Here is a 16,084-nt window from a genome sequence, read left to right as displayed (position 1 = left end):
TTCGTCACTTCATCGAGTCGATCTCGAAGTAGAACTTGAGGCCGGTGAACCTCTTGAAGTCCTGAACGATTCCGGGGCTCTTGCCGTCACGGAAGCGAGCGGGAGCATTCGCGAGCGCGGTACCCGCCCGCGTATTCGTTGCTGTGTCCAAAATCCACAGGTTCGCCAACTCGTCCTCGCCCCCCATTTGAATGTCCTGGACGTGGTCGCCCTGGAGCCCGTCCCGCGTCGAATTGAAGCCGTACGGGTCGAGGACACGGAGAAGCTTCCCCCCGCCGGGAGTGGTCCGGACGCTCAGCGGTCCCACGCGGTCATGAAGCTTCAGCCGGTACGGGTCCTTGATGCCGATGTCCGCGGCGCCGAGCGTTCCGCCCCCCGGGCCGAACTTCGTGACCGTGGGATCTTTCGCGGCGTGGCGGGCAGCCAGCGAACTTTGCGACACGTACGTCGAGCTGGGAGGACCCACGAAGAGTGGGGGATAGTTGTTCCACGCCGGTTTGGGCCAGGCGACGAGGAACGGGTTGTCTTTTCCTCCCGGCATGAGCGGCAGATCGCCGGTGACGCGTATCCACTCCTTGGGATCGGCGCCGTATCGGGAGTAGGGCAGCACGAAGGCGCCGGGGTCGTGCCTCCTTCCCGTCGCCCACCACGGCACTTGGTCCGCGGGCACGCGGTGGCCCCTCGGATTCTCGTACGCGGGCCGCGCCTGTATGCCCAGACCGAGTGGCCCATGGTCCATGATCTTCGTGACCGTCGCCAAGGTCCTGCCGCGCTCCGGATCCGGATCGGGGTATTCCACGATGTCGCCGAGCCGGACCGTGGCCCAGGGGCCGATGAACGTCTCGAGGTACTCGTCCAGGAACGTGAATTGATCATGGAAGCGGGCGAGGCCGTCCGTGACGATCTTCTCCCGTTTGTCGAGGTCTTGCTCCGCGTTGTACTGCGAACGCAGATCGCCCTTCTCTTTTTTCATGCCGTTCAGATGGCTGTCGAGGGTCTTCGCCTCGTCCGGTTGGTTCTTCAAGAAGTCGTCGACGAAGTGCTTGCGGATGACGTCCAGCTGCTGGTCGATGATGGCGAACCGGTCGCTGGACATCAGGATCTGGAGGTCGTTGCCCTCGCGGTGGGCGCGGATCACGTGGGCCTCGTGCGCCACCGTCACCGGGCGGTCCACATCGCCCGGTGCTGCCCCGGCGGCCTTCTTCTCGGTGCCGAGGCCGAGGGCGTTCAGGGCCGCCTGACCGAGCCGGATCGCCTGGGTGATCAGCCAATCGATGGCCTTGTCGACGACCGCCCGCACGTGCCCGATCAGCTCGACGATCTTGTCCGGGACGTTGCCCAGCCCGAGCTGCTTGGCGAGGAAGCCGATCGCGATCGGGACGATGCTCGCCAGCCCCCGCTCGAGCATCTGCGCGCCGGGAACCACGTTGCCCGCCGCCACCGCGGCCAGCGTCGACACGTACCGGTCGAGCACCTCGAGCAGATCGCGCAGATACTCGATCGCGGAGACCACCAGGTTGAAGAACGCCACGCAGCCGTTGATGATCGCCATGATCCCGGAGGGGTCGAGGAAGCTCAGCAGCTTCACCGTGGCGTTGACGATGATCGTCTTCATGATCCACTCGGTGGCCATCCCGAGCAGCGTGCTCCACAGCGTGCTGAGCTGATCGGCCGCGTATCGCCAGATCGCCGCCAGGCCGTCGCGCTGGACCTCCTGGATGAACGCCCAGACGCCGGTCAGCGTGTCCAGTGCCGTGCGGATCTGCTGCACTCGCTCCGGCCCGAGGTGCTGGCCGAGCTTGTCCCACAGGTGCTCCGCGGTCAGGCCGAGCACCGCCGCGATCAGCCCGAGGATCGAGCCCAGGCTCAGGTCGGTGGGGAGCGTGATCCCGAGCTGACCGAGGCCACGGAAGAGCCACGCGACCAGCCCGTCGATCAGGTAGCCGCCGATGTGGTCGAAGAAGCCGACGAAGCCGAGCTTGAGCGCCTCGACCATGCGGACCAGGAAGCCGACCGGGTCCCGGGTGATGTCGTCGATCGCTTGCAGGGTGTGGCTAAGGATGCTGCCCAGCAACTCCGACGGGAAGTTCATCAGCTTCAGGATCAGCGTCACGACGACCTCGACGACGACGCCGACGAACATCACCAGCCGGGACAGCGGCTCGCCGAACAGCGTCAGGATCCGGGCGAACGCGCCGAGCGGATCGAGGAGATCGTCCAAGCTCAGCGTGTCCCAGATGCCGCGGAACAGGCCGGTGACCATCTCGAGCGAGATCCCCAGCCGGACCATCTCGCTCTCGATCCGTTCCGCGGCGGCCGGGATCACGCCGGATTCGGAGAGCTGGTCGTAGGTTGCCTGGCCGCCGGGCAGCAGCGTGAAGAAACCCATGATGAGGTTCTGCGCGCTGCGTTCGACGGGTTCGCCGGTGAACGGGTCCTGCGCCAGGATCACGGTCAGCAGCGGGAAGCCCGGCATGCCCTTGGCGGTGTCGCTGAGCCAGCCGAGCAGCGCGTCCTTGACCAGCTCGAGGACCATTCCGATCACGGTTGCCGCGAACTCGCCGACGCGTCCGGCCAGCGCGACCGCCCGGCCGGCGAGCTCGCCGAGCACGGTGGGCAGTTCGGGCAGCGTGGCCGGGCCGATGGCCGCCCAGGCGTCGCTGAACAGCAGGCGCAGGTCGACGACGAGACCCGCGAACGTGGCGAGCTGGGTGTCCAGCCAGTCCGCGGTGGTCTGCAGCGTGCCGCGTTCCTCCATCTGCGCCAGCCGCTGCTCCTGGCCGATCAGGCGGAGGAAGTCGGCGAGGATCTCGGCGGTGGTGGCCGGTACCTCGACGCCCCGCAGCGGGTCGTAATGGAGCACCTTGCGGGTCAGGTTCCAGATCGGTCCGAACTCCGCCGACGCGAGCAGCGACTCGGCGAGGGCCACGGCGGCGTCCCGCACCAGCGCGAGCACGGAGTCCACGAGCGACTCGACGAAGCTGCGCACGTCGCGGAGGATCGCCGCGACGACCTGTTCGAGAATCGCGACGTTGCCGGCGACCCCGAGCCCGACGGACATCTGATCCCAGGCGCGGCTGAGGTCTCCGAGGACCCGCCCGAGCGTCAGGTTGTGGGCGGCGAGGCGGCTCTGGATGATGCCGACGACGTCGGTCAGGACCCCGACGGCCTGCAGCGCGGCGCCGACCGCGGCACCGAACGGACCGAACGTGAGCAGCGTCTCTACGAGGTCCTCGGGCCCGACCTGCACCGGTTCGCCGGTCAGCGGATCGCTGCCGGTGACGTAGCTGAGCAGCAGGTAGCCCGGGGTGACGCGGACCGCGCTCCGGACGGCGTCCAGGATCCAGTCGGGGATCAGGTCCTCGACCGAGATGTCCGGGAGAAGGTCCGTCACATCGCGCATGACCGTGCTGCGCGCGGCGACGGAGGCATCCTGCTGGGCGACGTGCGTCGCCTCGTGAGCCATCAGGCCGACGTCGGAGGCGGAGGACTCGGCGGCGAGATAAATGGTGGCGCCGGAGGTGAACGCACGCGCGTGCAGGTCCCGCGCGCCGGCTGCGGCGGCGGCGTCCTGGCGTACGCGGACGTGGCCGAGGTCGATGCCGACGTGCGGTTCGATCCGGGCCCGGAGCGCCGGGTCGAGCGGTCGTCCGCCGCCGGGCGAGCCGACGAGTGCGGAGACGGCCGCGGGCAGGCGTGACGAGGGGGAGGGCGCGGCGGCCCGGTGAAGGACGGACGAAGCCGTCCGGCCGACGGCGGCAGGAGCCGCGGCGCCCCGGACGACACGCGCCGCGACCGCGTCGGCGTGACGCTCACAGGGATCGGTCGGATGGCTCACGGTGAGCTTGGTTTGCACGACGCCGCTGACCCGGGCGTCATCGGCCGGAGTCGGTGGACCGCGGGCGGTGGCGCGCTCCGGGCGCCGTCGTTCGCCGACGACCGGCGCTTCAGCGGGAGCCGCGGCCTCGCGCGGCGGCCGCCGCTCCGGGGGTCTCGGGGCCGGAGCCGACCGGCGGCCGGTGCCCCGAGCCGGCGGTCGGCGTCCCGCCGCCCGGGCGGTCGTCGCCTGCCGGGACGCCGCGGCGACGATGCGCGCCCGGGTCGACCAGGACGGATCGCCGTTCGCGGGCTCCTTCGTCGCGAGCTGTTCGTCCTTGGCCGGTCGGGCAGGCGGGTTCAGAGCCGTGGCCAGGCGGTCCCGGGTGGTGCGCCGCTCTCCCGGGGTCCGTCGTGGAGCGGGGCTACGCCGCGGTCGAGGCGTGGACGGGCGGGCGGCAGGCGCGGACGTCGTCCGGTGCGCGCGCCCAGGCCCGTTCATGTACTGACGGTAGGACGCGCCACCACGGTGCGCCATCGGGTGAACCGGGGAGCGCTGCCGCTCAACCGGGCTTGGCGCCGGCGAGGGTTCCGCCCATGAGCTCCATCAGTTGCCGGGTGGGGTGTAGACCGGTCTCGTCGGCGAGCAGGTCGCGGAACCGGTGGAACTGCCGCAGCGCCTCGGCGCGGTTGCCCTCGGCCAGACAGGCCCGTAGCAGTGCCTTCGTCGCGGATTCGCAGAGCGGCTCGATGGCGATGGCAGCATAGGCACAGTCCACCGCAAGGCCGTACTCGCCGATGTCGGTCAGCTGGGTGCTTAGTGCCTCGAGGGCATGCATGCGAAGCTGGCGGTGCCGCTCGCGTTCGATGAGCAGCCAGTCCTCGTCCCATCCCGGGAGCAGATCGGCGGCGAGCAGTCCGAAGGGCACCTGCCGCAAATCGTCCTGTGCGAGTTTCCGGTGAAGCAACCGTTCGGCGAGTGCGGTCATCCCGCGGTAGTCCACCGTCACGGCGGGGTTGAGCCGCACGCTGTCCCGGGAGCAGTCGACGACACCCGGCAGCGTCTGCCGGACGCGCCAGATGGCCGTGCGCAGATTGGCCTGGGCACGTTCTTGGGAGGCGCTGGTCCAGAGTCGGCCGGCCAGGACGTGCCGCTGGTGGCCGGTGTCGTTGAGGGCCAGGAAGCCGAGGACGCGCCGGGCGTTCGACGGCAGGTTCACAGTTGCGCCGCCGGAGCTCAGCCGGAAGCCGCCCAGCACCGACAGCGTCGGGGTGCGCGTCGCGACAGCCGCCATGGCAGAGCCCCCTCGAATTGCCGTGCCCATCTCACGGTAGGTGTCCCGCGTCAACGCAGCGTCTATATTTCCGGACGCGTCAAAGACGGTGCGGTGACGTTCGGCGAGTGCTGTGATCCCATCATCGCCTCATGGCGGACGACCCCGTCGACCTGTGGGCCACCGTCGTGGTGCGGGCCTGGCCCCACGACGACCGATGGATCATCCGCATGACCTTCGTTGCTCCCGGCCGGGCTGCCGTCGTGTGTTACGAGCCGGACGGCTCGGCCGCCGGCCACCGCCTGGCCGGCTGGATCGACGAGCTGTCCGGAGACGAACCGGAGACGCCGCGGTGACGGACCGACGGAGCGACGTCTCCTAACGTCTCGGGCCGACCCCTGTGTCGGCCCGAGGAGAGCTGATGGACACCGTGGAGTCGCAGGAGCTGTGGATCTCCCCGTTCGCCGGCGGCGCCGTCGATTCGGCGCGCGAAGCGGAAATCGCGTCCGAGGGGTTCGGCGCCGTGGCGTCGCCCTTCGCCGAAGCGTCGGCCGACGCGGACAGCCAGGAAGCCGCCGAGGCCACCTGGCAGTCGCTGGCGGCTGACCTGGCCGACGAGTCCTTCGACGAGGCGTTGGAAGACCTCGTCGACGAGGCCGCGGCGCGCTACCTGCATGCGCGCGCCCGCGTGCCGCTGGCCGACGGCGCGGCGGACCCGGCCACGCAGGAGGTGGAGGCGTGGTTGACCGACCGTGCCGAAGCCGTCGACCAGGCGCTGGCGCGGCTCCAGGCAGAGTACGGTGACCGCCGCCTGTCCGAGGACGAGGCTGGGATGCTCGCCGACTCGGTGGGTTCCGCCGGGGAGTCACCGTCCGCGGCGACCGAGCAGTTCCTCGGTGGCCTGGTGCGCAAGGCGGTGAAGGTCGCCAAGGCCGGGATCAAAGTGCTCGGCAAAGTAATCCCGATGGGTCAGTTCTTCGGACTGATCCGCCGTATCGCCCCGCCCCTGCTCAAGGGTGTGCTGGACAAGGCTCTCGGCCGGCTGCCGGCGTCACAACAGGAGCCAGCCCGGCTCCTCGCCGCAAAGCTGGGTTTGCGTGAGGCCGAAACCGACGAAGCCTTCTCACTCGGGGAGACGTTCGATCAGGAACTGGCCCAGCTGCTTCTCGCGCCGACCGACGGGCGGGCCGACGAGCTGCTCGCTGAGTTCGAGCACGAGGAGTACGCGACCGGGCCGGATCCGCTGTCCGAGTTGGACCGGGCCCGCGCCACGCTGACCGAGCAGCTCGCCGCGGCCGAGCGGGGGCGGCCGCCGATCGAGGAGCTGGAGCAGTTCATCCCGGCCGTGATGGCGGCGATGCCCCTCCTCCGCGCCGGTTTCCGGTTCGTACCACGGGACCGGGTGGTGGGGTTCCTCGGCAAGCAGCTGGCCCCGCTGATCGAGCCGCACATCGGTCCGGTGGCTGCCAAGGCTCTTGCGCCGCGGATCGCCGACACCGGACTTCGGCTGCTGTCGCTGGAGGCGGAGGCACCCGAACGGCTCGGTGCGGAGGCGCTCGCCGACACCGTCGAGGAGACCGTGCGTACTGTCCTCGAGCTTCCGCCCGCGTCCCTGGCCGACCCGTTGCGTCTGCGAGCGGCGACCGACCTGGCTCTGGCTGAAGCCGCCGGGCGCCTGCTGCCGGCCTCGGTGCTGCGGTCGGACCTGGAGACCTTCGAGTCCGACGACCAGGAGGCCACCTGGGTGCTGATGCCCCGGCGCACCTCGCGCTGCCGTCGCTACCGGGCGTACGGGCGGGTCTTCGACGTCACGATCAGCCGCCCGCAGGCCCGCGCGATCGTGTTACGCGGTGAAGACACGCTGGAGGAGCGGCTGCAGGAGGCCGGCGTCGAGCGGTGGCCGGTCAACGGCGAGGTGCGCCTCTACGAAGCGATTCCCGGCACCCGCGAGGGTCATCTCTCCGCATTCGAGAGCGAGGCCGGTCTGCTCGAGGAGCTCACCCCGGAGACGGCCACGCTGCTGCTCGGCCGTCCCGGACTGGGTCGGCGTCTGCCGACCGGTGCTCCGCGGTTCGCGCCGGGCCGACGCCTGTTCCGGCTGGTCGTGCCCGGGCGCGCGCTGAAACGCCGTCGTCCTCGGCTGGTGGTGCGTTTCGCCGCCGCCAACCGGCCGGCCGTCCGGCTGCATCTGCGTCTCGGCGAGCGCAGCAGCGGGATTCTCGCCGGTCATCTGACCAAGCAGGCCTACCCGGAGGCGCTCGCCACGGTCACCCGGCTGGTCGGCCCGGTCACGCGCCGTCAGCTGGCCGGCAAGGTCGTGCTCCATCTGCGCCGCGCGCTGGGAGCGGCGGTGCCGCCGGCACGCGGCGAGACGCTGGCCGACCACCTGGTGGAAAGCGCGCTGCGGACACTGTCGGCGCAGCTACCGGGCTCGGCGGCCGCCATCCTGGCGGCCATCAGGGATCCGGCGCAGGGCATCACGCTGACGTTCACGTCGACGTTCACCGACCGCCAGGCGTTGCAGACCGGCGAGTCAGGCGAATCCACCCTGACCGTACGCGCGGGACGGCACCATGACTGACCGACCGGACGAGCGGGAGCTGCGCGCCGAACTGGCCCACTGGCGGGGCGCGGTCGCAGCGCTGTCCGATCTCGACACGGTGGCCGCGCCGGCTGCCTGGGCGATGCTGGAGGACTACCTGCGGTCGCGGGTGCGTGCCCGCCTGGAACGGTCGATTGCCGAGCTGGCCGCCCAGGGGAGTGCGATCGCCCTGGCCCTCGACCTGGGCGAGCCGCTCGGCCGGGTCCGTGCCCGGCTGCTCGGCCTGCGCCGCGACTACGTCCGGGTCGAGACGGTGGTCGACTTCTACGGCGACGCGGTGGGCTCGCGGACGAACGCGAGGCTCGGCCGGGTGCTCGGTGGCCTGGACACGCTCGCCTGCGACTCGATGGAGGTGATCCTGCGACCGCTCGGCCATGAGGTCCCGCCCGCGCTGGTCTACGTGGACAAGGGCATGGGCGCCGCCATCCTGCGGGCCGGCGTCCGGCTGTGGGGCCCCGGAGGGCCGTCGCCGGTGGCCGCGATCAAGCTGACCCGGCACAACCTCGGCCACCCCACCGCCCTGTTCCACGAGACCGGCCACCAGGTGGCGGCCCAGACGGGGTGGGTGCCGCAACTCGCGGACGCGCTCGATGCCGTTGCTGCTCGGCACGCCTCGGTCGGCGCGGATCTGTGGGGCGGCTGGGCCGGTGAGATCGCCGCCGACGTGCACGCGTTCGTGCTCGCCGGATGGTCACCGGTGCCCGCGCTCGCCCGCGTGGTCGACGGCAGCCCGTCCGTGGTGCACCGAATCCGGGTCGGTGATCCGCATCCGCCGGCCTGGCTGCGCGTGATGTTCAACGTGGCGCTGTGCCGGGCGGTGTACGGCGCCGGACCGTGGGACGACCTGTCTCGGACCTGGCTGGAGCGGCACGACCCCCGGCGGATGGACTCGGCCGGCGCCAGGGTGGCTGCGGCCGGTCTTCCGATGCTGCCCGCGCTGGCCGAAACCTGCCTGGTCCGGCGCTACCCGGCGTTCTGCGGCCGGGCGATCACGGCTCTGGCGGACCCGGAGCTGGTCTCTCCCGTGGCTCTGGACGCCCTCGAACACCGGATCGGGCCGGCGCTGCTCACCTCCGCCCACCTGGCGAGGCGTCGGCCGATGCAACTCGTCGCGTTGCTGACCAGGGACCAGCCGTCCGACCCGACCCACGCCGCAGCGGCCACCCGGCGCCTGCACGACTGGCTGGCGAGGCTGGCCCCGATCCCGCTGCCGAGCGCAGCCTGACCACCCGCGGAGGGATCCACGATGTCCACCACCACTCCACCGACCGACCCGACGCTGGCCCAGATTCTGGAGGCCTTGCAGTCGATCGCCGAGGCGGTCAACCGCGGGACCGACGCCGTCGCTGGCGGCACGGATGCGGGGCAGGCCAGCCAGGAGCAGTCCACCGCGATCGTGGACTACCTGGTGCTGCGTGAGCTCGTGGGTCGTCAGGCCGACGAGATCCGCCGCACGGTGGCTGCAACCCGGTTCGCCGGCGGGACCGTGGTGTTCGAGGGGGGCATCCCGGCGACCGCCGTCAAGGTCGCCGTCTTCACCCGTCGCAGCGCCGCCCCCGACGAGGTCGCCGACATCACGATCGACGACGGCTCGGTCGTCGACGTGGTCAAGAAACACCGGGGTGCGCGCCGCCGGGGCAGTGGTCCGGTGATCGGGTTCGCCCTCGCCTCCGTCACCGACGACCAGCCGGTGGCGCGGGTCGAGTTGCGCGATGCCGGGGACCTCGCCGTGGCGCTCGGGCCGCGCCTGGCACCCGTGAGCTGATCTCCCACCGACGAGACGAGGCATCCATGTTCCGCAACCTGGCACGGCTGATCACCGCCCCACCCGAGCTGGGCCCGGCCGGTCCGGCCACCCAGGTGTTCCGCGTGCACCCGTTCCAGCTCAGCCGGTGGCTGGACGAGGCGTGGGCGGCCGCGCGCACGGTGCCGGAGTTCGGCGTACGTACGGTCAACGCGCTGCCGTTCCTCGGCAGCGATCAGATCGTCGACGTCCTCGAACTGCCCGCGCCGTCGGCCGACGGCATCGCCCCGCCGTTCCCCTCCGGCATCAATGCGGCGGACGTCGGCACGTTCAACGGGCAGATCTTCAGCGGCACCGTGCCGCTGGTCTGGGACCACCTGAGTTATGCCTACCTGCTGGAGTGCACCGGGGTCGTCGAGGTGATGGCCGAGGTCGTGCGGCGGTTCGCCGTGGGGGAGACGCTCAATACGCTCAGCCCCGACGGTGCCCGGTGGGTACGCTCCACCGAGGAGCTCTTCTTCCGGGAACCTCCGCTCTTCGCGATCTCCGGGGTGGTCAGCGAGGTACGCCCGGACATCCGGGTGACCCGGCGCAACAACTACTGGCGGATGTTCGGCATGGAGCCGCCGCACCCGGTGCCCGCGCGGTACCGCAAGATCGGGCACGTCGACCAGGGCTGGCGCGCGGATACCGGCGAGGGCGTCAACGCGGGCTTCCGGGAGAAGTGGACCGAGCTTCTGCGTCAGGTCTGGCTGGGGTTCGAGAACGCCCGCAACGGGATCGGCGCGAACGCCACCGACCGGGAGTACATCGGGTTTCTCTGCCAGTCCCTGCGCGACATGATGACGATGCGCCGACGTGGCGGCCAGTTGGCCCGCGAGGAGTTCGTGCACGTCACGACGCTGAGCTGGTTCCACCTGACGCTGGAGACCGACACGCCGATCGTGGTGGACCTCAAGGCCGAGGCGACCAACCCGGCGGACCGGCTGGCACGGATCGCCGACCGGGTCGGCATGTCCGCTGCGCCGCGCTCCTATGAGTTGTTCGAACTGGCCGACCTGATGTCCGCGCTGCTGCGGGCGATCGAACTGGGCCTGTTCGACCGCGGCGAGGACGCCGAGACGCTGTTCCTGGAGCTCACCGGCAACGAGGGCGTGCGTCGCGACATGAACCGCATCATCGACCTCTGGCAGTCCGCCACCGGTGACCGGGTCAAGGACCGGCCCGCCCAACCGGCGCGCGTGCCGGGACTGCCCGCGACCCGTTTGCCCGCACCCGCGGTGGCGGCCTCGTCCAACGGGAAGCGCTCATGAGCACGCCTTTCGCGGCCGCCGTCGCGGCGACGGAGCAGGAACGGATCGGCTCCGACGATTCGCGGCAGCGCATCAGCGACATGTCGGCGGTGCCTTGGCGCTGGCTCTGCTCGCTAGACGTGACCTGGCCGGGCAGCGCCGCCGACCGGTTCGGCCGGGGCTCCGGAATGCTGATCGGCCCGCGGCACGTGCTGACGGCCGCGCACTGCATCTACCGGAAGCGGGACGCGGCCAGGCCGGTCTCGGTGTATGTGGCTCCTGCGCGCAGCGGCCGTTCCGACCCGATCGGCCGGTTCAAGGGGGTGGCGTACAGCGTGTCCAGTTGTTATCTCGAGGCCCTGGTCGTCGGCAAGGGGGTCCGCAAAACCAGACCGAACTCGCGGTACGACTTCGCGGTGGTCACGCTGGAGCGCGACGTCACCGGACACGGGTACTGGGGCCACCCGCACGAGGGCCGGGCGACCCACCTGAGGGGACTCGATGGCGCGTTCCTGACGGGGAAGCCGGTGACCGTCGCCGGCTATCCGGGTGACCGGGACGGGGGGACGGTGCCGTTCGCCAGCACCGGAACGATCACAGTGGACCCGCACCAGCCCGGAATTTTGCTGCACACCGCCGACACGCACGGGGGACAGAGCGGATCGCCGGTCTGGGTGCGATTCAGGAACGGCGCCCGCTACCTCGTCGGCATCCATACCGGCCCCGGGACCCTCGATGTCACGGCCGGCGCCTACGCGAACAACCGGTCGGTACACCTCAGCTCCGAGGTGGTGGCGCTGGTCAGGTCGTGGATGCCGGGAGTGAGAACGGTATGAGCCGGAACAGGAGACAGCGATGAGCCCGACTTTCCGACTGGTTCCCGACCCGGCCCCGCTGATCGAGCCGGAGGCCGACTTGACCGAGGCGGAGTGGGAGTACCTGGCCGACGGCAACGAGGACTTCGACCGCGAATTCGAGAGCGACGGCGAATTCGAGGGCGAATTCGACGACGAATTCGAGGAGGATCTCGAGGACGAAATCGACGAGTTCGAGAACGAGACCGACGAGGACGCGGAACGTGTGTCCGCCGCCCTGGGGACGCGGCCTACTGCCCAGGAGGACGAATACCAGACGTCCCGCCGGAGCCGTTGGACGCCGTGTTTCACTCCTGACGAGGTTGCGAAGACGGTCCGTCTGTACGAGGAGAACGACACGGCCGGCGCCGCGGACCCGAGTGACGTACGTGTGGACCGGGCGTCGTGCATCGTGATGCTCAATGTCGGGCTCGGCCGACTCTTGGCCCTGCCCACCGTCGACCACCCCGCGCGCACCTACCAACCCGATCGGATGCCGCGCAGACCCCGGATGGTGCGGATGGGCGCGCTGTCCACCCACACGGTGGACAGCGCCCTGAACCAGTTGGTGCGCCAGGGCCGCGCCACCGGCCCGCTCAGGTTCAACTTCGTCGACAGCCGCGGCGGCCGTGCTGGGACGCGAGCTCCGGTGGCGCTGCGGGGCAGCGTCCGAGCCGCGGTGATCCGCCGCTCGCCGACGCGAGGCTGCTGGTACGCCTTCGGGCTCTCCCTGGTGAACGCGACGCACAGTGTTCTCCTGCTCGTCGACTTCACTGGGCCGAGCCGCCGCATCTTCTGGCTGGACCAGAACCGCCGCGGTCTGAACCTGGACGTGACGTCGAATCTGGACGACGTCATCACGACCTTCACCAAGGACTTATGGCGGCAGAAGCAGGAGAAGAAGGGGATCGGCGTCAAGACCTCCATCCGGCTCTGGCGGCTTCGCAAGCCCGCCTAGCCGTCGCGGCCGTCGGCGGGCAGTGGCCGCCATGCTTCAACGCGAGGCTTCCGGTGGTGGTCGGTCAGCGCGGAGCAGGACGAGGTCGAAGGTCAGCGCGTGGAACGGGTTGGCCAGCCCGGCTTCGGCGGCGCGCGCCGGATCGTCGACCACGTGGACGTCGCGGACCAGGCTCTCCTTCACGCCGAAGACGGCGTCGGAGTCCAGGTAGGGGGAGTCGGCGACGAACACGTGGGTGGTCACCGGCCGGTAGCCGGGCGCGGAGGCGATGAAGTGCAGGTGGGCCGGGCGGTTGGGGTGGCGGTTCGTGGCGGCCAGCAACTGGCCGACCGGGCCGTCGTCGGGAATGGGGTAGTACCGGGGGACGACCGACCGGAACCGGAACCGACCGTGCTCGTCGGCGGTGAACAGGCCGCGCAGATTGCCCGGCGGCTGGACGTCCGGCTGCTGGACGTCGTAGAAGCCGTCCTCGTTGGTCTGCCAGACGTCGATCGTGGCGCCTGCGAGAGGTTCGCCGTCCGGCCCGGTGACCTGCCCGGACACCAGGCACGGTGTGCCCTTGCCGTCGAGGTTGATGTCGTCGCCCAGCGCCCGGGGCGGGGACTCCACCAGGTGGAACGGCCCGAGGACGGTGGATTCGGTCGAGGTGCCGCGGGTGCGGTGGTTGATCGTCTCGACCAGCATCGAGACGCCGAGGACGTCGGAGAGCAGGATGAACTCCTGCCGGACGTCGCTGCAGGTCTGACCGGTGCGGGTGAGGAAGTCGACCGCGGCGCTCCACTCGTCCTCGGTGAGTTCGACGTCCTTGACGAATGCGTGCAGGTGACTCACCAGCGAGGTCAGGACCTGCCGCAACCGCGGGTCCGGTGTATCGGCGAAGCTCGCGGCGACCACCTCGGCCGACCGCTCCTCGCTGAACAGCTCTCGTGTGCGCTCGGGGACATCCATGTCCGTTCCTCGCATCGTCGAAAGTGTGAAGAGAAGTCTGCTACGCCGTCGCTCGGAGCGCGCCCTCCCGGGTCGACGTGGTAACGGCCACGAACACGACGAGGATGCCCAGCGCCACGGCGAAGTACCCGACCGGCCCCAGCCAGCCGAGCGGCACGCGCCACAGCCAGGTCAACGCGGTGAGGACGAGGTCGTCCTCGATCGCGTCGGCGCTGTCGTAGTACCAGGAGCCGGCGTCCCCCTCGTTGACGGCCCCCGGGCGATAGGCGCCGAGGCTTCTTTCCTGCCAGAAGGACTGCTCCCGCCACCCGTGGTACGCGCCGAGCACCCCGCCGACGAGAAGCAGCGGGCCGGCCACCCACCGGCTCACGATCCGGCGGGCGGCCGTGCTCAGCCGAGGCGCCAGCACCCAGACGATCGCCACCGCGAGGCCGAACGTCACGAACGCACCGGCCAGTACCGCGGCGACGACGAGGACGCTGATCAGGGCCGACTCGTTCACGAACGTCGAGGCCAGAAGGTACGGCGGTGCCTCCTCGTTCGGATCGAAAGTCTCCGACTGCCACGCGCCGCGATACACCTGCGTCGAACCGAACGCTCCCAGCGCGACGCCGGCCACCGTGGCCAGCCCCGTGGCGGCGATCTTTCCCCGGGCATCAGCCGGGCTCAGGACCCACTCGGGTAGTCCGCGCCTGAGTAGCGCGATTCCGCCGGCCGCGACCAGCACCCCGCCCAAGGCGCCGATCAGGAAGAGCGTCCGCGCGGTCTCGATAGCCGTGGTGACGTACGTGACCTGGCTTCCGTCGTCCCAGGTCAGGTCGTCGGTCACGCCGCCGTTCGGGTAGCCGTCACCTGACCAGAGGAACGGAGCGCCGTCGTAGCCGCCGACCACCACGACGAGCGCCTCACCGACCAGCACCAGCGTCGTGCCCAGCGCCGCGGCTGCGGCCAGCGCCGCGAGCCACCGCAGCCGCAGCGGACCACCGATCGTCCGTGGGCCGGCCGCGAACAACGCGAGGGTCGCCGCGATCAGCGTCAGGTAGGCGGGAACGGCGACCGGGCTGCGCGCGCCGGTGAGTAGCGCCCGGGGGATTTCCGTGTCGTACGTGCTCAGCGTCACGGCGCTGAGCACGCCGACCAGGGCGCCGAGCGCCGCACCGATCAGCCACCGCCGCGGAATCGGCGCCGGTGGTGCGCCGGGCACCATCGCGGCGGCGGCCTCTGTCGAGGCGGCGGGCTCGGGCGCGGCGGCGGGTTCGGGCGCGGCGGCGGGTTCGGGCGCGGCGGCGGGTTCGGGCGCGGCGGCGGGTTCCGGCACTGCGGCGGGCTCCGGCGGGCTCGGCGTGGATGCGCGGGTGCTGGTCGAGCGGTCCGGACGCTGGTCCGGTGCCGGTGCCGGCGGGGCAGCCGGCGGCGAGTCGGCCTCCTGGGCGCTGGTCTTCGCGGGGGGAGCACCGACCAGAGCTGACGCGGGCTCCGGCGGAACAGCCGCGGACGCCGCTTTGACCGTTCCGAGCGCGACGACGAGTTCGGGCTGTTCGAGTGCGACCGGAGGAACGCCGAGGGCGCGGTGCAGCAGGGTGGCCACCAGCGGGACACGGGAGGATCCGCCGACCAGGAACACGCCGGCCAGGTTTCCGGCGCTGACCCCGGCGGTGAACAGCGTTGCGGTCGTCAGCGTGATTGTGCGGTCCAGCCAGGACCGGGCCATTTTTTCGAACTCGTCCCGGGTGATCGGCACGTCGATGTCCAGCACCGGTACCGGCACGAACGCCGTGCTCGTCCGGCTGAGTTGCTCCTTGGCCGCGCGCGCGTCCTCCCACAGCAGCCGCCGGTGCCTGCGGTCGGCGGTGGTCACCGGCGCAGCGATCCGCGCCCAGGCCTCGGCGTCCCGGGCCGCCGCGATCGCCCCGACGTGCTCGACCACGGCAGCGTCCAGATCGATGCCGCCGACGTCCTCCAGGCCGGCCGCAGCCACCACGTCCCAGCCGTATTCCGACCGGCGGCGCAGCACGCTGACGTCGAACGTGCCCCCACCGAAGTCGTAGACGACCACCGCGGCGCCGGACACCACCTGCTGGCCCAGCACCTCGGTGAAGTGCACCGCGGCGGCGACCGGCTCGGCCACCAGCAGCGGTTCCCCACCCGTCAGGCCCGCGTGACGCACCGCGTCGAGGAGCACGGCACGACGCTGGGCGCCCCACTCCGCCGGATGGCTGACGACCACCCGGCCCGGCGGACCGCCCATCACCCGGCCCGCCTCACCGGCGACACGCCCCAGAACCGCCCCGATCGCCGCGGGGACCGGCACTTCCACGGTGCCCAGCAGCAGCGCGCCGTCGGTGATTCGGCGCTTGGGATGCGGCTCGTACCGGCCCGGATCCACGCGGGCACCCCGCTCGGCGTCACGCCCGACCAGCAGCGCATCGCCCTCCGCGTACACCCCCGACGGCAGCAGAAGTGACGCGTCGAACAGCAGCGGCTCGGTCTTGCCGTCCGATGACTCGACCACGGCCACCGTGTGCGACGTGCCGAAATCGATCCCCAACCCGTATTTCGCAACCCCCACGGCGGTCACGGTAACGCCCGTCCGGGA

11 protein-coding genes are annotated in these 16,084 nt (G+C 70.9%); 7 read left to right on the top strand and 4 right to left on the bottom strand.

Features of this window, described 5'->3' with window-relative positions; genetic code table 11:
* Positions 1–4: 4 nt before the first annotated feature.
* Together BUB75_RS11295 and BUB75_RS11290 are read right to left on the bottom strand one after the other, a co-directional pair.
* Positions 5–4,318, bottom strand: a complete 4,314-nt coding sequence (locus tag BUB75_RS11295) for an eCIS core domain-containing protein (protein ID WP_178379829.1) — start codon at positions 4,316–4,318, stop codon at positions 5–7.
* 61 nt (positions 4,319–4,379) lie between these two features.
* On the bottom strand, positions 4,380–5,111 hold the full coding sequence (locus BUB75_RS11290; RefSeq protein WP_073255544.1) for an AfsR/SARP family transcriptional regulator: 732 nt from the start codon (positions 5,109–5,111) through the stop codon (positions 4,380–4,382).
* 131 nt (positions 5,112–5,242) lie between these two features.
* Between BUB75_RS11290 and BUB75_RS11285 the strand changes: the two genes are divergently transcribed.
* From BUB75_RS11285 to BUB75_RS11255, 7 genes are all read left to right on the top strand, one after another.
* Positions 5,243–5,446 (top strand): hypothetical protein, encoded by a 204-nt coding sequence (locus tag BUB75_RS11285; protein WP_073255541.1) that lies wholly within the window; start codon positions 5,243–5,245, stop codon positions 5,444–5,446.
* 65 nt (positions 5,447–5,511) lie between these two features.
* Complete coding sequence (locus BUB75_RS11280) at positions 5,512–7,671, top strand: hypothetical protein (protein ID WP_073255538.1); 2,160 nt, start codon at positions 5,512–5,514, stop codon at positions 7,669–7,671.
* Positions 7,664–8,917: a hypothetical protein gene (locus BUB75_RS11275; RefSeq protein WP_073255534.1), complete on the top strand. Its 1,254-nt coding sequence runs from the start codon at positions 7,664–7,666 to the stop codon at positions 8,915–8,917. Before BUB75_RS11280 ends, BUB75_RS11275 begins: the two co-directional genes overlap by 8 nt.
* 21 nt (positions 8,918–8,938) lie before the next feature.
* Positions 8,939–9,457, top strand: coding sequence for a hypothetical protein (locus tag BUB75_RS11270; protein ID WP_073255531.1), 519 nt, complete (start codon positions 8,939–8,941; stop codon positions 9,455–9,457).
* A gap of 26 nt (positions 9,458–9,483) precedes the next feature.
* Positions 9,484–10,749, top strand: coding sequence for a hypothetical protein (locus BUB75_RS11265; RefSeq protein ID WP_073255528.1), 1,266 nt, complete (start codon positions 9,484–9,486; stop codon positions 10,747–10,749).
* Positions 10,746–11,564 carry a trypsin-like serine peptidase gene (locus BUB75_RS11260; RefSeq protein WP_073255525.1) on the top strand — a complete coding sequence of 273 codons (819 nt, stop codon included), beginning with the start codon at positions 10,746–10,748 and terminating at the stop codon, positions 11,562–11,564. The genes BUB75_RS11265 and BUB75_RS11260 overlap by 4 nt, the downstream gene beginning before the upstream one ends.
* 79 nt (positions 11,565–11,643) lie before the next feature.
* Positions 11,644–12,540, top strand: a complete 897-nt coding sequence (locus tag BUB75_RS11255) for a hypothetical protein (protein ID WP_143175145.1) — start codon at positions 11,644–11,646, stop codon at positions 12,538–12,540.
* A gap of 36 nt (positions 12,541–12,576) precedes the next feature.
* On the opposite strand, the gene BUB75_RS11250 is transcribed toward BUB75_RS11255, so the two are convergent.
* Both BUB75_RS11250 and BUB75_RS11245 read right to left on the bottom strand, forming a co-directional pair.
* Complete coding sequence (locus BUB75_RS11250) at positions 12,577–13,488, bottom strand: intradiol ring-cleavage dioxygenase (protein ID WP_218617434.1); 912 nt, start codon at positions 13,486–13,488, stop codon at positions 12,577–12,579.
* Between the two features lie 40 nt (positions 13,489–13,528).
* Positions 13,529–16,057 (bottom strand): Hsp70 family protein, encoded by a 2,529-nt coding sequence (locus tag BUB75_RS11245; RefSeq protein ID WP_143175144.1) that lies wholly within the window; start codon positions 16,055–16,057, stop codon positions 13,529–13,531.
* Positions 16,058–16,084 lie beyond the last annotated feature (27 nt).

The sequence above is a fragment of the Cryptosporangium aurantiacum genome, from assembly GCF_900143005.1.
In the GTDB taxonomy this organism is placed as follows: Bacteria; Actinomycetota; Actinomycetes; order Mycobacteriales; family Cryptosporangiaceae; genus Cryptosporangium; species Cryptosporangium aurantiacum.
This window is presented reverse-complemented; position numbering and strand designations above follow the sequence as displayed.